Here is a 24,942-nt window from a genome sequence, read left to right as displayed (position 1 = left end):
CCGAAAACCGGATTCCACGTTTCCCCGACAAACTCTAGCGGAACAATGACAGAATCGAATCGCCTGCGCTGTTTGCAATGGAAAGCGCCTGTATGCCCAACTGCTTTTGCGTTTGGGTCGCCTTGAGCTTGGCTGACTCGCTGTTCATGTCAGCATCAATCAACTTACCAACGCCAATATTAACTGCATCGCGCAAATCATTGTTGAACTTCGTTTGCAAGGCTATGCGGGCCTTGGATGCGCCGAGATCGGCGGCATAATCGGTCAATGTCTGTGCGTAATAGTCGATTGCGCTGACCATGCCATCAACATCAACATCGGCCGTGCTGGTTGAGAGCGTGACCTCGGTGCCAGCGGAACCCGCTTGCGAACGAATCAGAAAATAGTTCTTGGTGGTCGTGCCGCCAAATCCATCGCCTTGGGACACAGCCTTTCGCTCTGTCAGCAAGCCATTGAAATCGGCACGATCACTGATCAGCATGCCACGGCCGCCGCTGGAATTGATGGGTGCTTTCACCGTCAGGGTGCCGACACCGACCATATTGGTTGCGCCACGCACAAATGCGGCACTCAATTGATTATCCGCGATGGGCCCCGTATTCGATGTGCTGTCATATAGCCAGTTCTGGCCATTGAATGATGACGACTTGACTGTCGAAACAATCTGCGACTTCAATTCTGTGATCTCTTTGCCGACCTTGTCTTTGTCAACACCCGGTTCACGCGCCGACACCAGTCGTGCTTTAATTTCGTTGACGTAACCAATAATAGCTTTGGTACCAGTATAGGCCGTATCCACCAGAGCATCGGCAATCGATAGACTGTCGCCCACAGCGGCCATCGCCTTATCATCGCTTTTCATGGTCGTCCCGATTGACCAATAGGAAGCATTGTCTGCCGCCTTTGCAACGCGATAACCCGTCGAAATCCTGTCTTGAATGCCATTTAAGCTACTATCAGTTTGCCGCAAGTTCGCCAAAGCTGAAATAGCCGCTGTATTTGTATTAATGCTTGTCATCTGCGCCCCCAGCGTCGACAAATCAATGTAATTGTGAATTTAATTATAAGTATTCCAGCTAATAAAACGTAAATTTTCGAAATAACAGGAATTTTCAGCAGAACGTTGCTAAAACAAAACGACGAAAACACGTTTAGAGAGAAATTGAATGGCGGAATACCCGCCATATTACCAGAGCACAAAGATATTGGCGCATTCGCACCTCAATGGGATTGCAAATTTCTCCAATACTATCCATGCGTGTGAGAGATTTACAAAGGCAATACCAAGAGACATCTTCAATAAAGCTTGGTGTTACAGCAAATCCATCTGCATCTGAACATTGCAGACAAAAAAACCCGGCGCTGCTGGGCAGAACCGGGTTTCATGCCGACACGGGGTATGTCGATGATTAGCTGGCGTCAAACGCCGTACGCAGCAGATTAAGCTGGGCCTGCACGCTATTTTGATTATCAGGAACGATCGATGGGTCGCTTGGGCGGTAAATTTCACGATCCAAAAGCGCAATGCGATTTTGCAGGCGCAGCGAGCGCTCAATCAGATCCCGAAACGCTTCTGGCAGATCGTGCCAGCCGGGCGCATTGCGATCCACGTTGAAGCCATCCAGGCGCACCTTGCTCTTTTCAGAGATCACCTGATCGCGCGACATTTCGCCATTGTTCACGGCGCGCTGTAACAGCAGCCAGGAGGCCATCTGCATCAACCGTGTGGTGAGACGCATGGATTCTGCTGCATACAGCACAGACGCCATCCGGGGCAAAACCTTGGCCGCCGAGCGGCCCGGGCCATCCAGATAAGCGGCGGTCTCTTCCACGAGACCCATTCCCTCAGCATAGGTTACCTTGAACTGCGGCGACGCGGCTGCGCGGCCTGCAAAGCTAACCGTATTCAATCCGAGTTCTGACATCGACATTAACCCCTGTCCTACGCATCACTAATTAAGGTAGCGCGACCAAAAAGAAAGCCCAGTCCTCGCTGCATGAAAACATCCACCGCTGTTTGGACTTTTTTAAGTATCATTGCTTGGACTTCAAGATGCTACCAATAGCGCAAATCCGCAAGTCGTTTCTTAAGAAAAGGTTAATTCCCACAGTTTTGCCACAAGTCGGCTGACGTAAAAAAAGAGCCGCAAAAGCGGCTCTCAAGGTAAAACAGGGAGAAAAATCAGACTATTTTCCTAAAATGGGAAAAAATCTGCATCCAGAAGAACCGGATAGTTTATAAATTCTCATATAATGCATAATTTTTGGTTAATACTGTGTCCTGATATGCCTGAAAGGGCCTGTTTCTGCCCCACCAAGACGCGATTTTCCACGGATCTGCTTCAACAGGCGCTGTAATATTTCGATCCAAATCGGACTACTTCGAGGCCTTGAACAGCGATTCTGCAGCCTTTTTACCTGCTTCTTTACTGTCACAGGCCATTTTGAGGCGGATAATTTCCTCTTCCAGCAAAGTGATTCTTTTTTGAAGCTCATCCACAGACAGCAGGGAAAGGTCGCATCCCACCTCATGCTCCGGCTTTTTGATGGGTCGATCTGGGTCAAATGACACTATCCATTCTCCTTGGTATCATCACCCATGTCCGCACGATCTGTGTCAGCCCGATCGGACCTTGGATCAAGATTGGCCGATTGTGGCGTGGCCGTCATGGTTGAAAGCGGACCATGGGCATGGGCAAAGTTGTCTTTCTCTTCCGGCGGCAAGGCCGGACGCAAACGGCTTCGGAAAATCGCATAGGCGACCAGCATGGCATGGGCAATGGCGGTGACAATAAACAGGGCATGTGGCCCGAGATGGGTCATCACCGGACCACCGATGGTTGGCCCAATAATCGTGCCGATACCATAGAGCAACAACAGCCCGCCCGACACTTTGACGAAATCGCCGCTGTCGGCATAGTCATTGGCATGGGCAACGGCGATGGGATAGAGCGAGTTGGCCGCCGCCCCGTAAATGGCAACAATCGGAATGAGAACAATGGCTGTTGCCGGCTGGACAAACAGCAAAACCAACGCAGCAACCACTGCAATCACCGCAATACCGGCCAGAACATAGCGTCTATCGACCTTGTCGGACAGGCGACCCGCTGGAAACTGCGCCGCAGCCCCTGCAAAAATCGTGATGCTCAGCATCGCTGCAATTGTCACGTCCGGCAACCCGATCCGCGCGCCAAAGACGGCGACCAATGTTCCGAAAGCACCATTGGCAATACCGATCAGCAAAATGCCAACAAAGGACACGGGCGAATTGCGAAACAGACTGGGCAGGTCCAGCTTGACCGAGCTCAAGGGCCGTGGAGAGGCCGCATTCGACAAAGTGGTGGGCAGCATGGCCAGACAATAGAGAATGCCGCAAATCATGAACAGAATGGGCGTGTGCACATTGCCAAAGGCCACCATCATCTGTCCGCCAACAACCCCCATCAGCGTGACAGAAATGTAGAAGGAAAAAATCGCCCCACGGCTCTCATTGCTGGCCCGTTCATTAAGCCAGCTTTCAATAATCATCGAGGTGCCAGCCGTGCAGAAACCCGTCAGCGCCCGCAGCAACACCCAAGAGGTTTGCTCAACAACGATGCCGGTCATCAGGGCAATGATAGCGATAACAGCAATGAAACTTGAAAAGGCGCGCACATGGCCAATGCGCATCACCACTTTGGGTGCCACAAAACAGCCCAGCACAAAGCCGGTGGCCCAGGAGGTGCCGAGCAAGCCGAGAACTTCGTTGGAATAGCCCTCGGCCGAGCCGCGAACCGGCAAAAGCAAACCGTGCAAACCATTTCCCAAAAACAGAAAAAGGGTGCCGAGCAATAGGGAGATAACGGGGAAAATTTTTCTGGCCATTTTATCCACTTCTCAAACGTGCTTGCAATGTCGAAACCGTAACAGTAACGCAGCATTGAGATATAGCGTAAGATCAGAACATGTCCTCCCTAAGGAAGGATTTATTGCAAGCAGCGGATAGCGAAAATGATCAAAGCCATCTCCATTTTCTTCATTTTGGCCATGGCCGTGCAGATCATTCGCCCGCTTGACCTTCCCCTCTTGCGCCGACGCCGCGATTTTTGGCGGCTGGCCATTGTTGCGCTCATTATCTGGTGTCTGACGCTGCTGCTCAGGCCATGAAGGCGCTACAGCTCTGGTCCGATTGCGATTGTCTGCACGGTGATCTAGCGCATGTCGCGTTTTATTGTCCTCACTAAAACGATAACGTACATGCGACACAATAAGAGCTAAAGCCCGTCGCAGTGAATCCTATTCGCTGCGACGGGCTTTAGCGCAAAATTTGTCCCTTCATAACGCAAACCGCCTCACCTGAAATATCAACTGTTTCAACAAGGCCACCGCGCTTTTGCGCATGAATGGTGACCAGGCTGCGACGTCCCATTTCGACACCCTGCTCAACCAACATCGTCTGGCTGAAATCCGCCTCAGGTCTGAGCTGCGTCAGGTAAGCAACCAATGCGGCAGAGGCACTGCCGGTGGCGGGATCTTCCGGGACATTATCAAATGGTGCAAACATCCGAGCGCGAATATGCCCTTCTGCCACGCGGCAATAGAGAAATGTAGACCCGTCCGTCTGTTGATCGGCATAATCCTTGACGAGATCACCAAGTGCTGACAAATCCGGCTTTGCGCGGCCAAGAGCCGCGAGATCAACCAATTCCGCAACGATAAATTTTAACCCCACCGAGACAAAGGCCGGCATGTGACAAGTGGTGACAATATCGCTCTCGGCAAGGGTCATTGCTCTTGCCAGCGAAGACACAGCCACCTCTGCCCCAAGAGTGAGCGCCTGCGGAGCGCGGATAGTGGCGCGCAACGGTTGATCGCCCTTGCGCTCAAGCCGCACTGTGACAAGGCCTGCCTTTTCCTCAAAGCGCATCTCATCGCTCAAGGTCTTGCCGAACAGCACACCCTGCTCTGCCAGCGCAATCGCCGTTCCCACATTGGGATGCCCGGCAAAAGGCACTTCCGCAACCGGCGTAAAAATCCGCACCTCAGCCGTGTTGGCGGGATTTTGCGCAGGAAGCACAAAACTCGTTTCGGAATAACCGAACTCGGCAGCGATGGCCTGCATATGGTCGCTCGAAATATCGCGACCATCCAGAATAACCGCCAGCGGATTGCCTCTAAAGCGCTCCGTGGTGAACACATCAAGAATAACAAAAGGAATGGCATTCATGGCAATCAATTCTCCCCGAGAGCATCGTGCTGAAAACCAGATTCCACTTTTTGGACCGATGCTTTAGTTTTGCTGGAAGTATTGTAAAAAGCGCTATGCGTTAACCAAGAAAATTGAGAGGGTGACACGAAAAAATGTGACATGCTGTAAGCCACTCGATGGATTTTGAGGCCCAAACGCATCCTTTTGAAGAGCAGTAGGAAATGGAGCGTGCAATGTATGTTGGTTCTTGTCTGTGTGGTGCCGTCACATTCCAGATCAGCGGTGAATTAAAGCCGCCAGATGCCTGCCACTGCACAAAATGCCGTAAAACATCCGGGCATTATTTTGCTTCCACCGAGGTGGCGCGAGACGCGATCACAATTGAAGGCAGCGATCATCTTCGCTGGTATCAATCCTCTGAGAAAGTCAGGCGGGGATTTTGCGGAACTTGCGGCGCATCATTGTTTTTTGATCCACCTCATAAAGACTGGATTGCTGTTGCAATGGGCGCATTTGACAGCCCAACAAAAACACAGCTTGAGCTGCATATCTTCGTTGCCGACAAGGGCGATTACTACGACATCACAGATGGCTTGCCGCAAAATGCTCAATAAAAAAAGCCGGGTCTGCACAGCAGAGCCCGGCTTTTTTTAAACAATCAAGGGAATTAGAGGCCGAGGCCGCCAAAACGCTTGTTGAACTTGGAGAGACGACCGCCACGGTCCATCAGCTGCTGGTTGCCGCCGGTCCATGCTGGATGGGACTTGCAATCGATTTCGAGGTTCATGACCTGACCTTCGGAACCCCATGTGGAGAAGGTTTCGTATTCGGTGCCATCGGTCATAACAACCTTGATCTTGTGGTAGTCTGGATGAATGTTAGCCTTCATGACGCTTTTCCTGCTGTGCCGGGGGGTCTATTTGCCGCAATTGCGTCAGCCGACCCAATTCAATACATGAAGCCATAGACATTTTCTGTCTAAGCTTCCCAATTTGATGGGCAGCCTATACATGAAGGTCACAGAGATAACAAGGCCCCCGACGCAACAGTCGACACGGCCGATGAGGAGAACGTCGCATTGTCTGAAATTGCTGCATCAGAGCCTCCAAAACGCCGGTCCATCAAGCCTCTTGGCCGCCTTGCGCCCTATCTCATGCGCTATCGGGGCATGGTGATTGCAGCGCTGTTTTTTCTGGCCCTGGCCGCAGTGACCACCTTGATCCTGCCGCTTGCCGTGCGCCGCATGATCGACCACGGTTTTGCCTCTTCTGATTCCGTCTTCATCAACAAGTATTTCGCCATGATGATTGTGCTGGCCATTATCATGGCCGCCGCCAGCGCGCTGCGCTATTATTATGTCATTACCATTGGTGAGCGGATCGTCTCAGATATTCGCCGTGAAGTGTTTGCCAATGTCAGCCGCTTGTCGCCGGCCTTTTTCGACATCAACCAATCGGGCGAGATCGTCTCGCGCCTCACCGCCGATGCCACCCAGATCAAATCTGCGGTCGGAGCGAGTGCATCGGTCGCGCTGCGCAACACCATCATGTGCATTGGGGCCATCATCATGATGGTGTACACCAGCCCCCGGCTATCTGTGCTGGTGCTGGTGGCCATTCCAATCATTGTGTTTCCGCTGATTGCCTTTGGTCGCTCCGTACGCCGCCGCTCGCGGCTGGCACAAGATAAACTGGCAGCCGCATCTGCCTTTGCAGGCGAAAGCATTGGCGCATCGCGCATCGTGCAGGCCTTTAATGGCGAAAAAGCAGCCGATGCCCGCTATGGTGCTGCCGTTGAGGAAGCCTTTGAAGCCGCCCGCGTTGCCACGCGCTCGCGCGCCGTTCTCACCGGCGTTGCCATTACCATGGTGTTCAGCAGTATTGTTGGCGTTCTGTGGTATGGCGCGCAGGGCGTTTTGTCTGGCACGCTGACCCCCGGCACGCTGGGCCAGTTTTTGATCTACTCGGTCGTTGCTGGCAGCTCGCTTGGGCAATTGTCGGAAGTTTGGGGCGAATTGATGCAGGCGGGGGGTGCGGCTGAGCGCTTGAGCGAATTGCTGGCAGAAGTCTCGGCCGTGCGCTCGCCCGAAAAGCCCAAAAGCCTGCCCATGCCCGCGCGTGGCGAAGTCTGGTTTGAAAACGTGCAGTTTTCCTATCCCAGCCGCCCCAATCGGTCGGCCCTGAAAGGGTTAAGCTTTGCCGTCGAGGCAGGAGAGACCGTGGCAATCGTTGGCCCATCGGGCGCTGGAAAAAGCACGATATTTTCGCTGATTTTGCGCTTTTATGATCCCATTAGCGGCAAGCTCTGTCTGGATGGCATGGACATCCGCGAGGTCGCGCTGGAAGACCTGCGTGCCCGCATGGCCATTGTGCCGCAGGAAGTGACGATTTTTTCCGGCTCCATTCACGATAACATCGCCTTCGGCAACCCTTCTGCCAGCCGCGACGCTGTGGTCAATGCCGCCCGTGCAGCGCAAGCCGCAGAGTTTATCGACCGGCTGGAAGCGGGCTATGACACGCAAGTTGGCGAGCGCGGCATTACGCTCTCCGGTGGTCAGCGCCAGCGCATTGCCATTGCCCGCGCCATTTTGAAAGATGCACCCGTGCTGCTGCTGGATGAGGCAACATCGGCGCTGGATGCTGAGAGCGAAACATTGGTGCAAAAGGCGCTGGATGGGCTGATGCAGGATCGCACCACCATTGTCATTGCTCATCGCCTGGCGACCGTGCTGAAAGCCGATCGCATTCTGGTGGTTGATGACGGCCAGGTGGTGGAACAGGGCACGCACCAAAGCCTGATCCAGCAAGGCGGGCTCTATGCCAAACTGGCCCGCCTGCAATTTCACTCAACCATCGAAGACGATTTTGCACCGGCAAAATAACCCGGCTCAGACAGAGACATTCTGGCCGGCAATCCGGCCAGAAAACAGGCAACCACCCAAAAACGTGCCCTCCAGCGCATTATAGCCATGCATGCCACCGCCACCAAAGCCTGCGACCTCGCCAGCCGCATAGAGGCCGGAAACGGGTAGCCCTTCCCCATCCAGCACTCTGCCCTTCAAATCCGTTTGCAGACCGCCCAGGGTTTTTCGCGTCAAGATATGCAGCCGCACGGCAATCAGCGGCCCTTGGCCGGGGTCCAGCAATCGATGCGGCTTGGCTGTGCGCATCAGCTTATCGCCCAGATAATTGCGCGCACCGCGAATAGCCGTCACTTGCGCGTCCTTGCTGAAGGAATTGGTGATTTGCCCGTCGCGGGCCTCGATCTGATCGCGGATATGCGCCACGTTGAGCCGGTTTTCGCCGCTAATCGCATTCATGGCCGCCACCAGCTCTTCCAGCGTATCGGAAACAGCAAAGTCTTCGCCGCGATCCATAAAGGCCTGAATCGGGCCAGTGGGTTGCTTGCCAAGGCGCTTGAGCAGCAAGGGAATATTTTTATCGGTCAGGTCCGGGTTTTGCTCGGAGCCGGAGAGCGCGAACTCTTTCTTGATGATGGCTTTGGTGAGAATAAACCAGCTGTAATCGCTGCCGCGCTCCCGCAGGATCTTCAATGTGCCAAGCGTGTCAAACCCCGGCATGGCGGGGGCTGGCAAACGCCGCCCATCGGCATCACACCAAAATGAACTGGGACCGGGCAAGATGCGAATGCCGTGATTGGGCCAGATCGGGTCATGATTTTTCACGCCCTCGGTGTAATGCCACATGCGGTCGCGATTGATCACAGCACCACCGACCGCTTCGGTAATGGCCAGCATGCGCCCGTCCACATGGGCCGGAACACCACAGACCATGCTGGCAGGCGGCGTGCCCAGCCGCGCCACAGGCCAGTTTTTACGCACCAGATCATGGTTGCCGCCAATGCCGCCCGAGGTGACAATCACGGCTCCGGCTTGCAGTTCAAAATCGCCCACCGCATCGCGGCTGCTGCGCTGGCCTCGCTGCACGGGGTCTGCCATCAGCACAGTGCCGGAAACGCCCGTGACCGCCTCCCCTTGACGAATGAGCCGGTCCACCTGATGGCGAAATTTGAAAGTGATCGATCCGGCGTCTTGCAAAGCCCTTGCCCGTTTGACAAAGGGTGCCAGCACCCCCGGCCCTGTCCCCCATGTCACATGAAAGCGCGGCACGGAATTGCCATGTCCATCCGCCTTTTCACCGCCGCGTTCTGCCCAGCCCACCACCGGAAACCAGCGCATGCCCATTTGATGCAGCCAGCTGCGTTTTTCGCCCGCGGCAAAATGCAGATAGGCCTCAGCCCAGCGGCGCGGCCAAAGATCGTCATCCCGATCAAAAGCGGCTGATCCAAGCCAATCGCGCCGCGCCAGATCAATGCTATCTTGTATCCGCATCAGCCTCTGCTCTGGGCTGTTGATGAAAAACAATCCGCCGAGCGACCAGAAAGCCTGTCCTCCGAGGTTTTGCTCCCCCTCCTGATCCAACACGCAGACTTTGAGCCCACGCATCCCAGCTTCAATCGCAGCCACCAGCCCCGCAAGGCCCGCCCCGACCACGATCACATCAAATCTGTCCATCATCCCCTCCCAAGGCTCGACACATTTACCTTTACGCAAACGTCAAAACTTGGCAAGTATCGGGGTAAATTTCTATGGGGGACACTGCTTTTGGGCGACAGCTTTGGTTCGAAAAGTGGAAACCGGTTTTCGGACCAAAGGTTTGACGCAGGCTTTCTGAAACGCTGAAAACAATCAACGCTCAGTCAGCTTCAACTCGATACGGCGGTTTTGAGCCCGCGCTTCGGGCGTATCGCCCGGCGCAATGGGTTGATACTCGCCAAAGCCAGCTGCCGCCAGCCGCTCGGCTGGAACACCCTTGGAAATCAGGAATTTGACCACCGAGATGGCGCGCGCCGCCGAGAGTGCCCAATTGTCGGCATAGCGACCATTGCCGGACATCTGTACATTGTCGGTGTGGCCATCCACGCGCAGCACCCAATTGATGTCTGATGGAATTTCCTTGGAGAGATCAATCAGGGCGGCGGCCAGTTTGGCCATTTCCTCTTGGCCATTCGGGTTCATATCGGCACTGCCCGAGGGAAACAGCACTTCGGACTGGAAGACAAAACGGTCGCCGACAATGCGGATATTTTGACGATCCGACAAAATCTCACGCAACCGTCCAAAAAAGTCAGAGCGATAGCGGTTCAGCTCCTGCACTTTTTGCGCAAGCGCCACATTGAGGCGACGCCCCAGATCAGTGATTTTGACCTGTGAATCCTTGTCCTTGGCTTCTGATGCCTGCAAAGCCTGCTCAACGGCAGCAATTTGCGCCCGAAGCGCTGCAATCTGCTGGTTGAGCAGCTCAATCTGGCTCATGGCGCGGGAGCTGACCTGCTTTTCGTCGTTCAGCTTGCCGGTAAGATCATTGATCTTCACTTGCGCTTGCGCAGACGTGCCGCTGCCCGCATCCAAAAGCGCTTGCAGGCGAGAGCGTTCACTTTCCGACGTTGATAAGGAGGATTGCAGATTGGCAAGCGTGTCTTCCAGATCCTGCTTGCCGCTTTTTTCCAAAGCCAGCATTTGCGTCAATTCTGCAATCTGGCTGTTGAGGCGGTTCAGCACTTCATCCTTGCCGGAGATTTCGCGGCTGAGCACAAATTGCGCCACCACAAACACGGTGAGCAAAAACATGATGGCAATCAGCAATGTCGAAAGCGCATCGACAAAGCCGGGCCAGTAATCGCCGCCGCGCTCGCGCCTGCGGTTGCGCCCAAGAGCCATGACTATTTGCTCCCAAGCTTGTCGTTCAACCGCTCCAGCGTTTTGCGCATGGCGCGCGCATCTTCTTGCTGCGCCTCAATCCAGTCGCGCAGCATTTGCTGCTCGTTGCGCATGTTTTTCACTAGGCCCTGAATGCCATCCGCCAACCCGGCCAGCGCCGCCGCATTGCGATCATTGCCAGCAGCAGGTTGGGTCGAGAGGGTTTTCATCTGCTCCAGCAGACGGTTCATGGTCTGGTCCGAGACGCCATCCGGTGCCGTGCGCACTTCTGCCCCCACATCGGTGACAGACGACAGCCAGTTTTCCAGCTCGGTATAAAAGCGGTTTTGGGCGCGGCCCGCCTGCAAATCCAGAAAGCCAAGAATGAGCGAGCCGGAAAGGCCGAGCAGCGAGGACGAAAACGCCGTGCCCATGCCCGCCAGCGGGGCCGCAAGGCCATTTTTCAAAGTTTGCAGCACATCGCTGCCCTGCCCGCCGGACCCGGCATCCAACGACTGAATGACGCCGCTGATCGAACCAATGGTGCCAATCAAGCCCCAGAATGTGCCGAGCAGGCCGAGAAACACCAAAAGACCGATCAGATAGCGCGAGGTGTCGCGCGATTCGTCGAGACGGGTGGCAATGGAATCCAGGATTGAGCGCAGCAGAGCCGCAGACAGCGCAACAGAGCGATGCTTGCCCAAAAGCGAGCGCATCGGGGCCAAAAGCGTTGGCTCACGCGCAACTTTATCGACCGTGCCTGCCGCCTGATAGTGGTTGAACCAGCGCACTTCCGAGATCAGGCCAATCACATGGCCAAAAATCAGCAGAATACCGACGGCCAGCACACCCAAAATCAACCCGTTCAAACCGGGATTGGTATAAAAGGCATGCTCCGCCTGCCGAAATAGAATAGCCGCAATAAAGCCGATGATGATCAGAAAAATCAGCATCGTCAGAATGATAGGAGCAGGGCTCGATAATTTCGAGCCGTAGCGGGCCTCTCGCGCTTCCGGTGCGTCCACATCCAGATCCGTCATATGCGCCACATCTCCATGGTAGCTCCCAGATAGCTGGAAGCTATTTCAACTTTAAGCCAAATTGAAGCGAAATCCCGACATTTTGACGAGAGCCGATAAATTGACCCAAAATCAAGCCGATGGCAGCGGACGTGTGACCACTTCCAACAGGGCTTTCTTGATATATTCATTGCCAGCGACAATATCGCCGCGTGTCAAAGAATCATTGCCGCCCGTCAGATCGCTGACGAAGCCACCGGCTTCACGAATCAGCAGCGTGCCTGCAGCAATATCCCAGGCATTCAAACCACTTTGCCAATAGCCATCCAGACGGCCAGCCGCGACATAGGCCAGATCAAGGGCGGCAGCCCCAAAGCTGCGCATGCCAGCCACTTCACCCATCACATGGCGAATCTCCACCAGCGACTTGCCGTGGTTACCCCGGCCCAGATGTGGCACCGAGCACCCAACAACGCAATCTGACAGCGCCTTGCGGGCAGCAACCCGAATACGGCGATCGTTCATAAACGCGCCGCCGCCCTTTTCTGTTGTGAACAACTCGTCGGTGGCCGGATTGAAAATCACGCCAGCGACGATTTCGCCATTGCGCTCCAGCGCCACCGACACGGCAAACTGCGGAATACCGTGCAAGAAATTGGTTGTGCCATCCAGAGGATCAACAATCCAGCGATGCGCGCCATCGGTGCCTTTGATTTCTTCGCTCTCTTCACCAAGAAAACCATAGGTGGGGCGAACCTTCAAAAGCTCTTCGCGCAGCAACTTCTCAGCCTTCATATCGGCTTGCGACACGAAATCGCCGGGGCCTTTCACAGAAACCTGCAGGTTCTGAACTTCGCCAAAGTCTCTTGAAAGCGATTTACCGGCCTTGATGGCCGACTGAACCATGACATTAAGGAGGGCTGAGCGGGCCATACATTGTATCCTTAGATCTTGTTTGCAAATATGCCGCCGACCACCATCATGCAAAAAGCGGTCGCAGCCAAAGCCTGCATCTGTGGCTTCTGTTGTTTGGCCGGTTCAAGACCACAAAAAAAGGCGAAATTCAAGGGGTAGCAGGCTTGGCATCGGGTGCTTGCGGCTCAACCTTGGTGTTTTCATCATCCGGGGCATCATTTTGTGGCACATAGCCGCCAACAGGCGGCACAGAAACCCCCGGAAGCCCGACTGCGGCATTGGACGGTGCCGGAGCGGTTTCGGGTTTTGGCGGAGGCGCCTTATTTTGGGTCGTGGGTGCCTGCACTTGCGCTGCTTTGTGGCCAACCCGATATTTGTTGGCAGCCTCAATCGCCTGTTTTTGCTGGGCTGTGGGCAGGCCCAGATAAAAGTCTTCAAGGCTGGGATCATTCAAGCCAGCGCGGCGCGACAGGATAAACCACTTTGCGGCCTCAACCGGATCTGGCCGCGTGCCAAGGGCTGCAACATACACATGGGCAAGACGATTCTGGGCTGCAACATTGCCACGGTTGGCGGCAATGCGAAGCCAATTGAAGCCGTTGTCGAGATTTTGTGGCCCCATAATACCGTTGATCAGCCAGATGCCCATGTCCAGTTGCGCGGTATCAAAACCGGCACGGGCGGCCCGAACCAGCCATTCGCGTGCCATGTCGCGTTTTTCCTGCGGCAAATCCGACAAATTGCGATAGATCTGGGCAACGGCATATTGCGCATCCGCAATGCCCTGTTCGGCCGATTTTTCATAATATGGCAAAGCCAGATGCAGCCCTTTAACGCCGGGGTTTTGTGACACCAGAATCTGCGCCCAGTTAAACTGGGCAGAGGCATTGCCGGCGTCCGCGGCCTTATGCATATAGTCATCCGCGAGCGCATTATCCTTGGGCGCGTACACACCTTCCAGCAAGATCAGCGCATATTTGAACATGGCGGCCGGATCGCCGTCCTTGGCGGCCTTGGCATACCAGAAGGCAGCCCCCTTCATATCCTTTTTCACCGCAAGACCACGGCTCATCAATTCCGCAATCAGGGTTTCTGATGCAGGATCGCCTTTTTCGGCAAGCGGCAAAGCATAATCAAACGCCGTGCCAAACAGCCCGCGCTGGAAGGCACCATAGGCCAGATCGACCTTGCCGGTGTAAGGCTTTTCCGGCGGCAGCGGCGGTAGCGGAATGCCCATGCGCTCCATGAGCGTCACCCCGGCTGAGGGTGGGGTCTCACCCGCGCCTGGCCTTTGCATACGGCCTGCATCCGCACCCGTCGTGGGTTGCGTTGCCTTATCCGCCAGTGCCTTATCCGCCAGTGCTGCATCGGCCCCGGCAGCCGGGCCTGCATGACCATCGGCCTTTTGCGCCATCGCGCCCACGCTTGACGCCGCCAGCAAAAGGCCAGCGCAGGCAGACAGTCTCATCAATTTACCGACAGGATCAAAGGTCATACAGGGTTTCAATCTGCAAACCGTGGCGCTTTTTCGTCAAGCTCCGCATTTATTCTGGCCACAATGGTTGCAGCCTCGGCTGGATCGGCAAAAACTGCCTTCGACAGCGCCACAAATTCAACTCCGGTTTCGGCAACCGCCAAAGCAGAGGCAGGATCAGCACCACCCATAACAATGCAGGGTATGGACACCATAGACGCCCACCATTCGCCAAGTGCGAGATTTTTGGAATGCGCTTCCGGCTTGATGTCGCCATCCAGCTTGCCAAAGAACATGTAATCCGGGGTTGCCTCGCCCACTTCAAGTGCCGTGTGGCGCTCAGAAGCCCCACCTGCCCCGACAATCAGCTTGGGCGAAAATTTTTCCACCATCTCGGCCACAAGCTCGCGATTGCCAATCACATGCAGGCCATCGGCCTTCACCCGGCCTGCAACCCGGCTGTTATCAACAACAAGGGCTGCGGCACCCGCCTCTTGCACCACCGGCACCACCGCCTCAGTCAGCACCTGGAAGGCACCATCGTCGAGATCATATTGCGGAATAATCACAGACGCCACATCGCCACCGCGCAACGCATCGCCCACCAGAGTGGCCAGCGCGTGCCCATCACTCATCTGTGGCGTGATGAGAACCAGGCGGCAGCGGTCTTCTTGTTTGCTCATGGTGGTTTCCGTCTTCTTTTCTGTTGGCGTCGGCGAAAGGTCTCGCCACAAATGTTGGAATTCGATAGACCGGACTGACGCAAGGATCAACACTCTTGCATAATTCCGTCAGCATGAATTGCAAAAGCCATAGCGCTCTTCAGCAGCAGGACACCATAAAATGCCAGATAAAACCAAGAAATATACCCATGCTGCATGATCTGACGTTCTTTCTCGCAGCCGTTCCCGCCGTTGTGCTGGTTGGCCTGTCCAAAGGCGGGTTGGGTGGTGCCTTCAGTCTGCTGGGCGTTCCGCTTCTGGCCCTTGCGGTCTCTCCCATGCAGGCGGCAGCGATTTTTCTGCCGATCCTGATCGTGATGGATTGGGTGGCGCTCTATGCCTGGCGCATGCACAATGACCGCAAGACCCTGTTTTTACTGCTTCCCGGCGGCATCATCGGCATTGCCCTTGGCTGGATGACCTCCAATATCGTTCCTGCGGACGCCATGCGGCTGGTGCTGGGCACCATCACCGTGATTTTTGCTGGCCGCTATTTTGTCAATCGGCTGAAGGGTTTAAGCCATGATGACATCAAACCTGCACCGCAACGGCCCATTCGCGCCGGGCTGTGGGGCACAATTGCAGGCTACGGCAGCTTCATCTCCCATGCTGGTGGCCCACCCTTTGAGATTTACGCCCTACCCCTCAAGCTCGATCCCAGAGCCTATACCGGCACCAGCGTGCGTTTTTTTGCCATTCTCAACGCCATCAAAATCATCCCCTATGTGGCGCTGGGGCAGTTGGATCTCAAAAACTTCACCGCATCGCTGACGCTTTTGCCCTTGGCATTTCTTTCCACCATGGCCGGAGCCTTCATTGTGCGACGACTTAAACCGCAGGTTTTTTACCCGCTGATCTATGGCGCGACTCTGCTGGCGGGGTTGAAACTGCTGTGGGATGGATTGGCCTTGCTGTAATTGCCGTTTCAAGCGGCAGCCCCGGTCACTTCACCAAGGCCTAAATCGAGGTAAAATTGTATTTGCAATTTCACACAATTGTACTTGCTTAATAAAAAGTCATGGCGTAGCTTTTCGCCATGACCACAACAGATCCTTTCGCAGCAATTGCCGACCCCAATCGCCGCTACCTGCTGGAACAGTTGCGGCGTTCCCCCAAAACAGTGAATGATCTGGCGCAAGGCCTGCCCATCAGCCGCCCGGCTGTGTCGCAGCATCTCAAGGCCTTGCTCGATTGCAACCTGGTCACCGTGGCCAATGACGGCACAAAGCGGGTTTACTCGGTGAACAATACGGGCTTTAACCGCATGAACCTTTGGCTCGACCAGTTCTGGTCCTGACCGGTTCGATTTTCTGTCATCTATCATAGTTTGTAAAAAGGCTCCGAAGGCGATCAGCACTTCGAAGCCTGATAATTTTAAACTCGGTGTTTCGCATGTTGCGCCATGCCCTTAAGCTGCTCTCACCAGTGATGATGACGAGCGCCACGGTGACCATTGTCACCGCTGCATGCCTGATGTTCAAGCCGAGAGCGGATGAACAAGCACGCAGGAGCTTAAACGCGATTCAAGATGCGAAATGCGGCGCGATCAATGTCGTGTCGACTTCAATTTCTGCATTTGATCCTTGAGGCGCAGCTTGTTACGCTTGATTTCCAAAATTTCGGCATCGTCGATTGAGGGTGAGGAAAGGGCAACATGAAGCTTATCCTCCAGATCTTCATGTTTCTTGGCAAGCGATTCAATATGAGCCTGAATGGTCATCTGATTTCGTCCTTCCTTTTTTCCACCTCCAGCTTCCATCGCTGGAGCTCTTTGGTTTACGACAGGAGTGTGACACGATCCGCTGCGATTGTCTAAGGTCAAAACAAGGAATAACAGCGGCAATTTCGTGGTTACGGCTAACTTCCCGTTACCGCTGTTTAATGATAGGAGCTTGCGCGATCACAATTTGCATCAGATGAAGATGCAGCAGAGCAAGATTGGGGACAGCACAATGGCGGATCAGGAAGAGGCAGATACAAGGCTTCAGCTCGCACGTCTTCGTCAGGAGCATGAAGACTATGACGCGGCTATCAATGCGATGATCAAGGTTGGCTGCGACGCACTCAGAATCCAGCGGATGAAGAAGAAGAAGCTTGCGATCAAGGACAGGCTGACATCTTTAGAAGATCAGATGATACCCGACATTATTGCCTGAGCCCAAGACTTGAGTGCTTAAGGAGGAGAAGGCCGCCCATGCACGACGAAAGACCACCCGTTGCCATCATCATGGGAAGCCAGTCTGACTGGGAAACCATGAAAAACGCCGCAGACACGCTCGATGCCTTGGGCATCAGCTATGAAGCGCGCATCGTTTCCGCCCATCGCACACCGGATCGCATGGTGGCTTTCGCCAAGGGAGCCCGCGATGAAGGCTTTCAGGTGGTCATCGCCGGAGCCGGTGGTGCCGCTCATCTGCCGGGCATGGTGGCCTCCATGACATCGCTGCCAGTGTTTGGCGTGCCGGTGCAATCCAAAACCATGTCCGGTCTGGACAGCCTTTATTCGATTGTGCAAATGCCAGCCGGCATTCCGGTTGGTACGCTGGCCATTGGCCGCGCCGGTGCCGTCAATGCCGCCCTTTTGGCGGCCCGCGTGCTGGCCCTGCATGACGAAGATCTTTTTGAGCGGCTGGAAGACTGGACCTTTGCCCAGACCGCCGCTGTTGCAGACTATCCCACCGACGAGGCACCATGAGCGTTCAGACAATTGGAATTATCGGCGGCGGCCAGCTTGGCCGCATGCTGGCCATGGCGGCCGCCAAACTGGGCATCAAGACGATTGTGCTGGAACCGCAGGCAGACTGCCCGGCAGCACAGGTGGCCAATCAGCAGATCGTTGCCGATTATGCCGATCCTGCGGCTCTTGAAGCACTCGCCGCACAATGTGATGTCATCACCTATGAATTTGAAAATGTGCCGGTGGAGGCAGCGACCGCCCTTGAACGCACAATTGCCGTCTACCCCCCTGCCAAGGCGCTGGAAGTCTCACAAGACCGTCTGCTGGAAAAGCAGTTTCTCAACGCCAGTGGCATTAGCACAGCCCCGTTCCGCGCGGTGGACAGTCAGGCCGATCTGGAAGCAGCTCTTGCCGAGTTTGGCGGTCAAGGTGTGCTAAAAACCCGTCGTTTCGGCTATGATGGCAAAGGTCAGCGGGTCTACCGCAAGGGCGATGATGCCAATGGCGGTTATGCAGCACTTGGCTCCGTGCCGCTGATTCTTGAAGGCTTCATTGCTTTTGAGCGCGAAATTTCGATCATTGCCGCCAGAACAAAAGACGACGACATTGCCTGCTATGATCCGGCCGAGAATGTGCATCGGGATGGCATTTTGCACACCTCCACCCTGCCCGCTCACATTTCTGCCCAAACGGCAGAGATGGCGCGTCAGGCAGCGGCAAAGCTGCTCTCAGGCATGAATTATGTCGGCGTGGTCGGCATTGAATTTTTCCTGATGGCGGATGGCACATTGATTGCCAATGAAATGGCACCCCGCGTGCACAATTCCGGCCACTGGACGGAAGCGGCCTGCGTGATCTCCCAGTTCGAGCAGCATATTCGCGCCGTCGCTGGCTTACCGCTGGGAGCCACCAACCGCCATTCCGATTGCATCATGACAAATCTTATTGGTGACGACATTGATGCGCTTAGCGACTGGCTGGCAAAGCGCAACGTGGTTGTGCACCTCTATGGAAAGGCCGAGGCGCGCCCCGGCCGCAAAATGGGGCATGTGACCGAACTGTTTTAAGCCCAAAAAACCGGCTTGAGCCTGTTGATTTGCAGCGTTTGCGGTTGACATGGAGGGTTTAGCCGGGGTATGTGCCACCAACCCTGAACCAGCGCGCCTCAAGGCGTGCTTTCAATCTATTACTTCCCGGCGGAATATAATAATTCCCTGGCAACCGTGCGGATCGTAAAATGAAGATCAAGAATTCGCTGAAAGCGCTTAAGGCTCGTCACCGCGACAACCGTTTGGTTCGCCGCAAGGGCCGTGTATACATCATCAACAAGATGAACCCTCGTTTCAAAGCTCGTCAGGGCTGATTGCCAATTCTCTCCTTTATGGAGCACTGCGTTATCCAACAAAAACGCAGATTGGCTGTGAAATGCAGAATTCAGTTTGATTAAAAGCGCATGCGAGATAGATTGTCTCTCATGCGCTTTTTTCATGCTGTTCATCGTTTGATTCTATCGACCTGCATCCTCGTGATCAGCACCATTGGCTATGCATGCGCTGACGATAGCAAGCCCGCCTCTCCACCGATAGAGCGCCTGCAAGACCGCTCAGCTGCGCCGAAATCCACGACAGAGTTGCTGGAAGAGCTTAAGCGCGAGCGCAACCCGGATGTTGCCAAAACCATTGCCGCCAATCTTGTCACGCAATGGGCCGATACGGGCAGCGCCACCGCAGATCTGCTGACCCAATGGGCCGATAAGGCACGGCGGGAAAAGCGTAATGCTGCGGCGCTGGATTTTCTGGATCAAGTGATTGTTCTTGACCCCAAGGATCCCAGAGGTTGGGCGAAACGCGCCACGTTGAATTACAGTCTGGGCAATGTCCGCAAAGCGGTCAGTGATTTGAACGAAGTGCTGAAAATCGAGCCGCGATATTTCCCGGCGATACAAATGCTGGCAACCATTCTCACCGAGTCCGGCAGCGACGAGAAAGCCATGAAGGCATGGCAAGACTATCTCGATGTCTACCCGGCGGACCGAAGCGCTCAAAAAGCCTTCAGCGACCTTGCAGAAAAGCTGGCCGGGGCACGCACGTAAGGCGGGCCGAAGCAATGGATCGGGAAACAGGTCCACGCCCCACAGCATCGGATTTATTCGAAAACTGGTTCCCGCTTTTCGGACCAAAGCTGTAAATCGCCGCAAGACCAATCCGATACAGCAATAAAATCGTATAGCCTTACAGCCTACTGCATAATTCCTTAAATCGGAATCGATTCCGATTTAAACAATTATACGTGGTCGAAGCCGGTTTTTGGCGCAGTATATGCGCAGCAAGGAGTGTTGAGAGTGCATTGGTTTGCAACAACGATATTCATCATCATACTCTCGCTGCTGGCCTGTTTTGCCTATGGCACAATCATCACAGCAAGAATTGCCAAAACCCATCCGCCGGTTGGGCAGCGCATAGCCCTTGGTGATCTATCGCTTCACGTCTTGCATGTTCCGGCAGGTGACACCGCAGACCTACCCCCTATCGTGTTCATTCATGGTGCCAGCGGCAATCTGCTCGACCAGTCAATGCCGTTCCTGCCACACTTGCGTGGCCGGGCAGAGCTGTTGTTTGTGGATCGCCCCGGTCATGGTTATTCAGACAGAGGTGGACTGGAGAATGACACGCCAGACGGTCAGGCCAATACGATCGCACGGGCCATGGACGCCCTTGGCATGAGAAGCGCCATCATCGTCGGCCATTCCTTTGGCGGTGCCGTTGCCGCAAGCTTTGCCGTTTTGCACCCTGAAAAAACCAGAGGCCTGCTGCTGCTTGCCCCGGCCACCCATCCTTGGCCGGGCGGCGTCGATTGGCATTACAGGCTGACGGCTATGCCGGTCATTGGCCCGATTTTCGCCCATACCATTGCGCCTCTCGCAGGTCAGCTGCGGATGAAAGCCGCCATTCGTGCGGTTTTTGCGCCCAATCCTCAGCCGGTGGGTTATATCGCAAATGCCGCCCCTACTCTTGTGCTGCGGCCTGCCGCCTTTCGCTATAACGCCATCGATGTAAGCAATTTGCACAGCTACGTCAGCCGCATGGCACCACGCTACCGCGAGATAAAGGCACCAACCGTGATTATCACAGGCGATAGTGATGATATTGTGCTGGCCAATATCCATTCCACAGGCCTTGCCCGTGATATTGCGGGAGCCGAGCTGGTGTGGCTGCGCAATGTCGGCCATAAGCCAGACTACGTTGCAACAGAGATTGCCATTGCTGCCCTTGAAAAAATCGCAGGCAAGCCGCGCGATCTTCAAGCCATGGCGCGCGCGTTTCACGCCCCCATTGCGGTCTCGAACAATTAAAAAAGCCCGCCCGGTGAGAGACCGGACGGGCTTCAGCATTCAAATTTACGGTGTATCAGACACCCGACTGGCCATCGGCCGAAATATAGGCAATGCGGAGCATATTGGTTGCACCGGGCGTACCAAGCGGCACACCGGCTGAGATGATCACCCGATCTCCCGGCTCACCGAACTCTTCCGACACAACGATTTTGCAAGCGCGGTTGACCATATCGTCAAGATCGGTTGGCTCTTCGGCCACCACGCAATGCAAGCCCCAGACAACAGACAGACGACGCGCCGTCTGAACGACAGGAGACAAAGCCAGAATTGGCACTTCCGGGCGCTCACGCGAGGCGCGCATGCCGGTGGTGCCAGACGCTGTGTAGCAAACAATGGCCTTCAGCTTCAGCGTTTCGGCAATCTGGCGGGCCGCCAGCGAAATCGCATCCGCGCCTGTGGCTTCTGGCTGCGGGCGCTGCGCATAAATAATGCCTGGATAATGCGGCTCGCGCTCAATGGTGCGGGCAATGGATGCCATGGTCGATACGGCTTCCACCGGATACTGACCAGAGGCCGATTCTGCCGACAACATCACCGCGTCTGCGCCTTCAAACACGGCGGTTGCCACGTCAGACACTTCGGCGCGGGTTGGCACCGGCGAGGTGATCATCGATTCCAGCATCTGGGTTGCAACCACCACCGGCTTACCAGCGCGGCGGCAGGCACGAATCAGCTGCTTTTGAATGCCGGGCACGGCTTCAAGCGGCATTTCAACACCCAGGTCACCACGGGCGACCATCAAGGCATCCGACAGCTCGATGATTTCATCAATGCAATCAATAGCCTGTGGCTTTTCGATTTTCGACATCAGGCCAACGCGGTGGCCCGCAATCTTGCGAACTTCGGTCAGATCCTGAGGACGCTGAATGAAGGACAGCGCCACCCAGTCGATTTCATTGGTGGCCAGCACGGCATCCAGGTCGGCGCGGTCCTTGTCGGTCAGCACGCCAGAGGCCAGAATGGTGTCCGGCAGGCTCACGCCCTTGCGGTCGGAAATCTTGGTGCCGGCAATAACTGTGCACACAATGCTCTTGCCGTCACATTTTTCGGCGCGCAAATGCAGCTTGCCATCGTCGATCAGCAGGCGATCACCCGGCTTGACTGCTTCGAGAATTTCAGGATGGGGAAGATAAACACGGGTGTTGTCACCCAGCGCTTCGTTGTTGTCGAGGGTAAAGGTCTGGCCCGCCGCCAATTCAACCGTCGTATTGGCAAATTTACCCACGCGCAGTTTTGGCCCCTGAAGGTCAGCCAGAATGCCAATCGGGCGACCACAGGCAGCCTCAACATTGCGAATGCGCTTGACAACCTCACGCATCAGCTCATGGCTGGCATGGCTCATGTTGATGCGAAAAAGATCCGCCCCTGCCTCGTGCAACTTGCGGATCATGGCTTCGTCTTGCGAAGCGGGTCCCAATGTTGCAAGGATCTTTACTTTACGGTTACGTCTCATCACTTCTGGCCTTCCTGCGTGCCTGGTGTATCCGACAATTGGACCATCCAGCTTCCCTGGCGGCCCGTGTCATATTCTTTGAAACCCATTTGTTGATAACCGCGTTTGAAGCAGTCCTGCACACCAACAATTTTGAACTCGTTTTCAGCAACGCACATGTTGACATTGCCCGCCCAGCGCCCGCCGCGTGCGGCATCTTCTGCGTAAAGGTAATAATAGCGGGATTTAAGCTCACCCTCGATCAGGGTTGCACATGTGGAAGCAGGAACCTGCCACCAGCCTTCACTGACCCAGCCATCCGTATTACGATAGCCAATGGCCACCCCAACGAGGTTTTGACTGCCATTGCACACGCGGAAATCCGCGTGGGCCGGGGCCGCGATTGCGAAAGGGGCGGCAAGAATGCTCAGGAACAGGCAGAGGCGTGCAAAACGCCCGGGGCCTGTAACGGAAGAGTGTGTGTTGGAATGAGGCACGGCTTCCGACGGAACTCCATTTTTCTGTGGTGCTTTCTTGCGACGATGGATCAAGAAAGTCAACGCAACTCTAATCGATTATATTTTTGACACAAACATTCACCCACAGTTTGGCTGAATGGTGGCTTCGATTGTCGTTTTCCACATGATTGAACTTATTTTGAAAATAGACGCAAAAACGCTATGAATTTCAGAGAAATAGCAGTTTAACCCGCAAGCTGCGCGAAGTAAACTTACATACAGCACCGTGCGCCATATATGGCGCACAAAGGATGCTGTAATGCTTTTAATCTGCTGCATAATTTTCTCCTTAAACCGATTCCGATTTAAGGAATTATGCAGTAGCACTCCAGAATCACACAAACGTGGATATCATGAGCGATTTTAAAATCTTCGAAGACATTCCCGGCGATGAAAAAAAGGGGCTGGTGCTGCTGGCTGATCACGCAATGAACTGTCTGCCACCGGCCTACGGCTCTTTAGGCCTGCCGCAAAGCGCGTTTGAGCGCCATATTGCCTATGATATCGGCGTCGAAGCCCTGACACGCCAGCTTGCCGCCCGCCTTGGGGTTCCCGCCGTTATGTCATGCTTTTCGCGCCTGCTGATTGATCCCAATCGCGGCGAGGATGATCCCACGTTGATCATGAAAATCTCGGACGGGGCAATCATTCCCGGCAATCACCCGATCAGCGAGGAGGAATGGCTGCATCGGATCGAGACCTATCATCGCCCCTATCATCGTGCCGTTGACCAAATGATTGCCTCCGTTGCCAAGGCGAGTGGCATGGCACCGCTTGTGCTGTCGCTTCATTCCTATACGCACGCCTGGAAAGGCGTTCCGCGCCCCTGGCATGCGGCCGTGCTGTGGGATACCGACCACCGCGCGGTAACGCCGTTGATTGATTTGCTGCGGGCACCCGGCGATATTCTGGTGGGCGATAATCAGCCCTACGATGGCGCACTCAGGAATGATACAATGTATCATCATTGCATGCGCGCTGGGATTCCACACGCGCTGCTCGAGGTGCGGCAGGATTTGATTGGTGATAGCGCAGGGGTGACAGCTTGGGCGGATCGACTTGAACCGATATTTGCCACAATGAATGCCGATCCTGATCTGCACCGCTACAAGCAATTTCCGTCACGCACCGGCCCTTACACCAGCTAACAGGAGAGTGTTTGCCATGACCGAGTTGACCACTCAACAGCAGATAGAAATTGAGGCCGCAGCCTTCCGGCAACTGGTGGCCCATTTGCGGCAGCGCAGCGACGTGCAAAACATCGATCTGATGAATCTCGCGGGCTTTTGCCGCAACTGCCTGTCCAACTGGTACCAGGACGCCGCCGACCAACGGGAGCTGGAGATGACACGCGACGAAGCCCGCCGCTACATCTACGGCATGCCCTATGAGATGTGGAAAAAGCGCTATCAAAAGGAAACAAGCCAACGCGAACAAGATGATTTTGAGCGCCTGGAAAAAGAAGAATAGCGCTTTCGCTCCAAAAAAGCTTGACGTGACGCCGCGTTCGCGGCACGTCACCACCACATGAAATTCCCAGTTAGGAGATCCCGATGTCTGATGCGCATGGCGTCGCCCGTGACCAACTTCGCGCTTTTGTTGAGCGCATTGAACGGCTCGAAGAAGAAAAGAAAACAATTGCCGACGACATCAAGGATGTCTACGGCGAGGCAAAGGGCACAGGTTTCGACACCAAGATCCTGAAAAAAGTTATTGCGCTGCGCAAGAAGGACGATCAGGAACGCATGGAAGAAGACCTGATCCTCGACACTTACCTCCACGCCCTCGGCATGATTGAAAACCCACCAGAAGGCTGAGGTTTTCAAAGGACACCCTTTGCGCCCACGCGACAAATATGAAAGACCCGCGTCCATCGCGGGTTTT

Annotated in this window: 29 protein-coding genes and 1 pseudogene; 14 read left to right on the top strand and 16 right to left on the bottom strand. The window is 54.9% G+C overall.

Translation table 11 applies throughout. The features are described from left to right. Window positions 1-34: 34 nt before the first annotated feature. The 4 genes from BJF95_RS11470 to BJF95_RS11455 form a co-directional block, all read right to left on the bottom strand. Window positions 35-1,018: a flagellin N-terminal helical domain-containing protein gene (locus BJF95_RS11470; RefSeq protein WP_075639602.1), complete on the bottom strand. Its 984-nt coding sequence runs from the start codon at window positions 1,016-1,018 to the stop codon at window positions 35-37. Between the two features lie 391 nt (window positions 1,019-1,409). Continuing rightward, entirely contained in the window at window positions 1,410-1,925 is a 516-nt protein-coding gene (rcdA, locus tag BJF95_RS11465) for a protease adaptor protein RcdA (protein WP_075640292.1), read from the bottom strand. A 452-nt stretch (window positions 1,926-2,377) separates the two neighbouring features. Beyond that, window positions 2,378-2,575 (bottom strand): DUF1192 domain-containing protein, encoded by a 198-nt coding sequence (locus BJF95_RS11460; RefSeq protein ID WP_075639601.1) that lies wholly within the window; start codon window positions 2,573-2,575, stop codon window positions 2,378-2,380. After that, window positions 2,572-3,864 (bottom strand): MFS transporter, encoded by a 1,293-nt coding sequence (locus BJF95_RS11455; protein WP_075639600.1) that lies wholly within the window; start codon window positions 3,862-3,864, stop codon window positions 2,572-2,574. Before BJF95_RS11455 ends, BJF95_RS11460 begins: the two co-directional genes overlap by 4 nt. 126 nt (window positions 3,865-3,990) lie before the next feature. On the opposite strand from BJF95_RS11455, the gene BJF95_RS24050 reads away from it, so the two are divergent. Then, window positions 3,991-4,146 (top strand): hypothetical protein, encoded by a 156-nt coding sequence (locus tag BJF95_RS24050; protein WP_175577242.1) that lies wholly within the window; start codon window positions 3,991-3,993, stop codon window positions 4,144-4,146. A 148-nt stretch (window positions 4,147-4,294) separates the two neighbouring features. Here BJF95_RS24050 and BJF95_RS11450 read toward each other — a convergent pair whose 3' ends face one another. After that, complete coding sequence (locus tag BJF95_RS11450) at window positions 4,295-5,206, bottom strand: PhzF family phenazine biosynthesis protein (RefSeq protein WP_075639599.1); 912 nt, start codon at window positions 5,204-5,206, stop codon at window positions 4,295-4,297. 215 nt (window positions 5,207-5,421) lie between these two features. On the opposite strand from BJF95_RS11450, the gene BJF95_RS11445 reads away from it, so the two are divergent. Continuing rightward, window positions 5,422-5,802 carry a GFA family protein gene (locus BJF95_RS11445; RefSeq protein ID WP_075640291.1) on the top strand — a complete coding sequence of 127 codons (381 nt, stop codon included), beginning with the start codon at window positions 5,422-5,424 and terminating at the stop codon, window positions 5,800-5,802. A gap of 53 nt (window positions 5,803-5,855) precedes the next feature. On the opposite strand, the gene rpmE is transcribed toward BJF95_RS11445, so the two are convergent. Then, complete coding sequence (rpmE, locus tag BJF95_RS11440; protein ID WP_075639598.1) at window positions 5,856-6,077, bottom strand: 50S ribosomal protein L31; 222 nt, start codon at window positions 6,075-6,077, stop codon at window positions 5,856-5,858. Between the two features lie 189 nt (window positions 6,078-6,266). Here rpmE and BJF95_RS11435 point away from each other — a divergent pair, with 189 nt between their 5' ends. Beyond that, window positions 6,267-8,069, top strand: a complete 1,803-nt coding sequence (locus BJF95_RS11435; RefSeq protein WP_075639597.1) for an ABC transporter transmembrane domain-containing protein — start codon at window positions 6,267-6,269, stop codon at window positions 8,067-8,069. Window positions 8,070-8,075: 6 nt separating this feature from the next. On the opposite strand, the gene BJF95_RS11430 is transcribed toward BJF95_RS11435, so the two are convergent. From BJF95_RS11430 to BJF95_RS11405, 6 genes and pseudogenes are all read right to left on the bottom strand, one after another. Further along, window positions 8,076-9,722 (bottom strand): FAD-binding dehydrogenase, encoded by a 1,647-nt coding sequence (locus BJF95_RS11430; protein ID WP_075639596.1) that lies wholly within the window; start codon window positions 9,720-9,722, stop codon window positions 8,076-8,078. Window positions 9,723-9,896: 174 nt separating this feature from the next. Beyond that, a complete protein-coding gene (locus tag BJF95_RS11425) occupies window positions 9,897-10,928 on the bottom strand; it encodes a peptidoglycan -binding protein (RefSeq protein WP_075639595.1) in 1,032 nt (343 codons plus the stop codon). 2 nt (window positions 10,929-10,930) lie between these two features. Next, window positions 10,931-11,947 (bottom strand): flagellar motor protein MotA, encoded by a 1,017-nt coding sequence (locus BJF95_RS11420; RefSeq protein WP_075639594.1) that lies wholly within the window; start codon window positions 11,945-11,947, stop codon window positions 10,931-10,933. 111 nt (window positions 11,948-12,058) lie between these two features. Next, a complete protein-coding gene (locus BJF95_RS11415) occupies window positions 12,059-12,859 on the bottom strand; it encodes an inositol monophosphatase family protein (protein ID WP_075639593.1) in 801 nt (266 codons plus the stop codon). Between the two features lie 349 nt (window positions 12,860-13,208). Further along, window positions 13,209-14,255, bottom strand: a pseudogene (locus BJF95_RS11410) (tetratricopeptide repeat protein); the annotation flags it as partial. 89 nt (window positions 14,256-14,344) lie between these two features. After that, window positions 14,345-14,998, bottom strand: a complete 654-nt coding sequence (locus tag BJF95_RS11405; protein ID WP_075639591.1) for a thiamine phosphate synthase — start codon at window positions 14,996-14,998, stop codon at window positions 14,345-14,347. A gap of 188 nt (window positions 14,999-15,186) precedes the next feature. Between BJF95_RS11405 and BJF95_RS11400 the strand changes: the two genes are divergently transcribed. Then, the gene (locus BJF95_RS11400; protein WP_075639590.1) at window positions 15,187-15,954 is read left to right on the top strand and encodes a sulfite exporter TauE/SafE family protein; all 768 of its coding nucleotides are present in this window, start codon (window positions 15,187-15,189) and stop codon (window positions 15,952-15,954) included. Between the two features lie 119 nt (window positions 15,955-16,073). After that, complete coding sequence (locus BJF95_RS11395) at window positions 16,074-16,334, top strand: ArsR/SmtB family transcription factor (protein WP_075639589.1); 261 nt, start codon at window positions 16,074-16,076, stop codon at window positions 16,332-16,334. A gap of 249 nt (window positions 16,335-16,583) precedes the next feature. Here BJF95_RS11395 and BJF95_RS11390 read toward each other — a convergent pair whose 3' ends face one another. Then, window positions 16,584-16,757, bottom strand: a complete 174-nt coding sequence (locus BJF95_RS11390) for a YdcH family protein (protein ID WP_075639588.1) — start codon at window positions 16,755-16,757, stop codon at window positions 16,584-16,586. 232 nt (window positions 16,758-16,989) lie between these two features. Between BJF95_RS11390 and BJF95_RS11385 the strand changes: the two genes are divergently transcribed. From BJF95_RS11385 to BJF95_RS11360, 6 genes are all read left to right on the top strand, one after another. Continuing rightward, entirely contained in the window at window positions 16,990-17,193 is a 204-nt protein-coding gene (locus BJF95_RS11385) for a YdcH family protein (RefSeq protein ID WP_075640290.1), read from the top strand. A 38-nt stretch (window positions 17,194-17,231) separates the two neighbouring features. After that, the gene (purE, locus tag BJF95_RS11380; protein WP_075639587.1) at window positions 17,232-17,732 is read left to right on the top strand and encodes a 5-(carboxyamino)imidazole ribonucleotide mutase; all 501 of its coding nucleotides are present in this window, start codon (window positions 17,232-17,234) and stop codon (window positions 17,730-17,732) included. Further along, on the top strand, window positions 17,729-18,781 hold the full coding sequence (locus tag BJF95_RS11375) for a 5-(carboxyamino)imidazole ribonucleotide synthase (RefSeq protein WP_075639586.1): 1,053 nt from the start codon (window positions 17,729-17,731) through the stop codon (window positions 18,779-18,781). The genes purE and BJF95_RS11375 overlap by 4 nt, the downstream gene beginning before the upstream one ends. A gap of 170 nt (window positions 18,782-18,951) precedes the next feature. Further along, on the top strand, window positions 18,952-19,077 hold the full coding sequence (gene ykgO / locus BJF95_RS11370; RefSeq protein ID WP_007607121.1) for a type B 50S ribosomal protein L36: 126 nt from the start codon (window positions 18,952-18,954) through the stop codon (window positions 19,075-19,077). Between the two features lie 111 nt (window positions 19,078-19,188). Continuing rightward, window positions 19,189-19,806 (top strand): tetratricopeptide repeat protein, encoded by a 618-nt coding sequence (locus BJF95_RS11365; RefSeq protein WP_075639585.1) that lies wholly within the window; start codon window positions 19,189-19,191, stop codon window positions 19,804-19,806. A 249-nt stretch (window positions 19,807-20,055) separates the two neighbouring features. Then, entirely contained in the window at window positions 20,056-21,066 is a 1,011-nt protein-coding gene (locus BJF95_RS11360; RefSeq protein ID WP_245297302.1) for an alpha/beta fold hydrolase, read from the top strand. A gap of 55 nt (window positions 21,067-21,121) precedes the next feature. Here the strand turns inward: BJF95_RS11360 and pyk are convergent, their stop codons facing one another. The 3 genes from pyk to BJF95_RS23835 form a co-directional block, all read right to left on the bottom strand. After that, window positions 21,122-22,561, bottom strand: coding sequence for a pyruvate kinase (gene pyk, locus BJF95_RS11355; RefSeq protein WP_075639584.1), 1,440 nt, complete (start codon window positions 22,559-22,561; stop codon window positions 21,122-21,124). Next, entirely contained in the window at window positions 22,561-22,977 is a 417-nt protein-coding gene (locus BJF95_RS11350) for a DUF1036 domain-containing protein (protein WP_245297333.1), read from the bottom strand. The genes pyk and BJF95_RS11350 overlap by 1 nt, the downstream gene beginning before the upstream one ends. A gap of 159 nt (window positions 22,978-23,136) precedes the next feature. Then, window positions 23,137-23,337, bottom strand: coding sequence for a hypothetical protein (locus BJF95_RS23835; RefSeq protein WP_139317472.1), 201 nt, complete (start codon window positions 23,335-23,337; stop codon window positions 23,137-23,139). Between the two features lie 74 nt (window positions 23,338-23,411). Here BJF95_RS23835 and BJF95_RS11345 point away from each other — a divergent pair, with 74 nt between their 5' ends. The 3 genes from BJF95_RS11345 (at window position 23,412) to BJF95_RS11335 (ending at window position 24,875) form a co-directional block, all read left to right on the top strand. Further along, window positions 23,412-24,206, top strand: coding sequence for an N-formylglutamate amidohydrolase (locus BJF95_RS11345; RefSeq protein ID WP_075639583.1), 795 nt, complete (start codon window positions 23,412-23,414; stop codon window positions 24,204-24,206). 16 nt (window positions 24,207-24,222) lie between these two features. Then, complete coding sequence (locus BJF95_RS11340) at window positions 24,223-24,528, top strand: DUF1244 domain-containing protein (protein WP_075639582.1); 306 nt, start codon at window positions 24,223-24,225, stop codon at window positions 24,526-24,528. 83 nt (window positions 24,529-24,611) lie between these two features. Further along, window positions 24,612-24,875, top strand: coding sequence for a DUF2312 domain-containing protein (locus BJF95_RS11335; protein WP_075639581.1), 264 nt, complete (start codon window positions 24,612-24,614; stop codon window positions 24,873-24,875). Window positions 24,876-24,942 lie beyond the last annotated feature (67 nt).

The sequence above is a fragment of the Rhizobium oryziradicis genome (assembly GCF_001939045.1).
Taxonomy (GTDB): domain Bacteria; phylum Pseudomonadota; class Alphaproteobacteria; order Rhizobiales; family Rhizobiaceae; genus Allorhizobium; species Allorhizobium oryziradicis.
Note: the sequence above shows the minus strand (reverse complement) of the source record. Positions and strands in the feature narration are given on the sequence as shown.

Coding starts and splice junctions, on each gene's coding strand:
- BJF95_RS11470 (WP_075639602.1), bottom strand. CDS start 1,018: ATGACAAGCATTAATACAAATACAGCGGCTATTTCAGCTTTGGCGAAC.
- rcdA (WP_075640292.1), bottom strand. CDS start 1,925: ATGTCAGAACTCGGATTGAATACGGTTAGCTTTGCAGGCCGCGCAGCC.
- BJF95_RS11455 (WP_075639600.1), bottom strand. CDS start 3,864: ATGGCCAGAAAAATTTTCCCCGTTATCTCCCTATTGCTCGGCACCCTT.
- BJF95_RS24050 (WP_175577242.1), top strand. CDS start 3,991: ATGATCAAAGCCATCTCCATTTTCTTCATTTTGGCCATGGCCGTGCAG.
- BJF95_RS11450 (WP_075639599.1), bottom strand. CDS start 5,206: ATGAATGCCATTCCTTTTGTTATTCTTGATGTGTTCACCACGGAGCGC.
- BJF95_RS11445 (WP_075640291.1), top strand. CDS start 5,422: ATGTATGTTGGTTCTTGTCTGTGTGGTGCCGTCACATTCCAGATCAGC.
- rpmE (WP_075639598.1), bottom strand. CDS start 6,077: ATGAAGGCTAACATTCATCCAGACTACCACAAGATCAAGGTTGTTATG.
- BJF95_RS11430 (WP_075639596.1), bottom strand. CDS start 9,722: ATGGACAGATTTGATGTGATCGTGGTCGGGGCGGGCCTTGCGGGGCTG.
- BJF95_RS11425 (WP_075639595.1), bottom strand. CDS start 10,928: ATGGCTCTTGGGCGCAACCGCAGGCGCGAGCGCGGCGGCGATTACTGG.
- BJF95_RS11420 (WP_075639594.1), bottom strand. CDS start 11,947: ATGACGGATCTGGATGTGGACGCACCGGAAGCGCGAGAGGCCCGCTAC.
- BJF95_RS11415 (WP_075639593.1), bottom strand. CDS start 12,859: ATGGCCCGCTCAGCCCTCCTTAATGTCATGGTTCAGTCGGCCATCAAG.
- BJF95_RS11405 (WP_075639591.1), bottom strand. CDS start 14,998: ATGAGCAAACAAGAAGACCGCTGCCGCCTGGTTCTCATCACGCCACAG.
- BJF95_RS11400 (WP_075639590.1), top strand. CDS start 15,187: ATGCTGCATGATCTGACGTTCTTTCTCGCAGCCGTTCCCGCCGTTGTG.
- BJF95_RS11395 (WP_075639589.1), top strand. CDS start 16,074: ATGACCACAACAGATCCTTTCGCAGCAATTGCCGACCCCAATCGCCGC.
- BJF95_RS11390 (WP_075639588.1), bottom strand. CDS start 16,757: ATGACCATTCAGGCTCATATTGAATCGCTTGCCAAGAAACATGAAGAT.
- BJF95_RS11385 (WP_075640290.1), top strand. CDS start 16,990: ATGGCGGATCAGGAAGAGGCAGATACAAGGCTTCAGCTCGCACGTCTT.
- purE (WP_075639587.1), top strand. CDS start 17,232: ATGCACGACGAAAGACCACCCGTTGCCATCATCATGGGAAGCCAGTCT.
- BJF95_RS11375 (WP_075639586.1), top strand. CDS start 17,729: ATGAGCGTTCAGACAATTGGAATTATCGGCGGCGGCCAGCTTGGCCGC.
- ykgO (WP_007607121.1), top strand. CDS start 18,952: ATGAAGATCAAGAATTCGCTGAAAGCGCTTAAGGCTCGTCACCGCGAC.
- BJF95_RS11365 (WP_075639585.1), top strand. CDS start 19,189: ATGCGCTTTTTTCATGCTGTTCATCGTTTGATTCTATCGACCTGCATC.
- pyk (WP_075639584.1), bottom strand. CDS start 22,561: ATGAGACGTAACCGTAAAGTAAAGATCCTTGCAACATTGGGACCCGCT.
- BJF95_RS23835 (WP_139317472.1), bottom strand. CDS start 23,337: ATGCAGCAGATTAAAAGCATTACAGCATCCTTTGTGCGCCATATATGG.
- BJF95_RS11345 (WP_075639583.1), top strand. CDS start 23,412: ATGAGCGATTTTAAAATCTTCGAAGACATTCCCGGCGATGAAAAAAAG.
- BJF95_RS11340 (WP_075639582.1), top strand. CDS start 24,223: ATGACCGAGTTGACCACTCAACAGCAGATAGAAATTGAGGCCGCAGCC.
- BJF95_RS11335 (WP_075639581.1), top strand. CDS start 24,612: ATGTCTGATGCGCATGGCGTCGCCCGTGACCAACTTCGCGCTTTTGTT.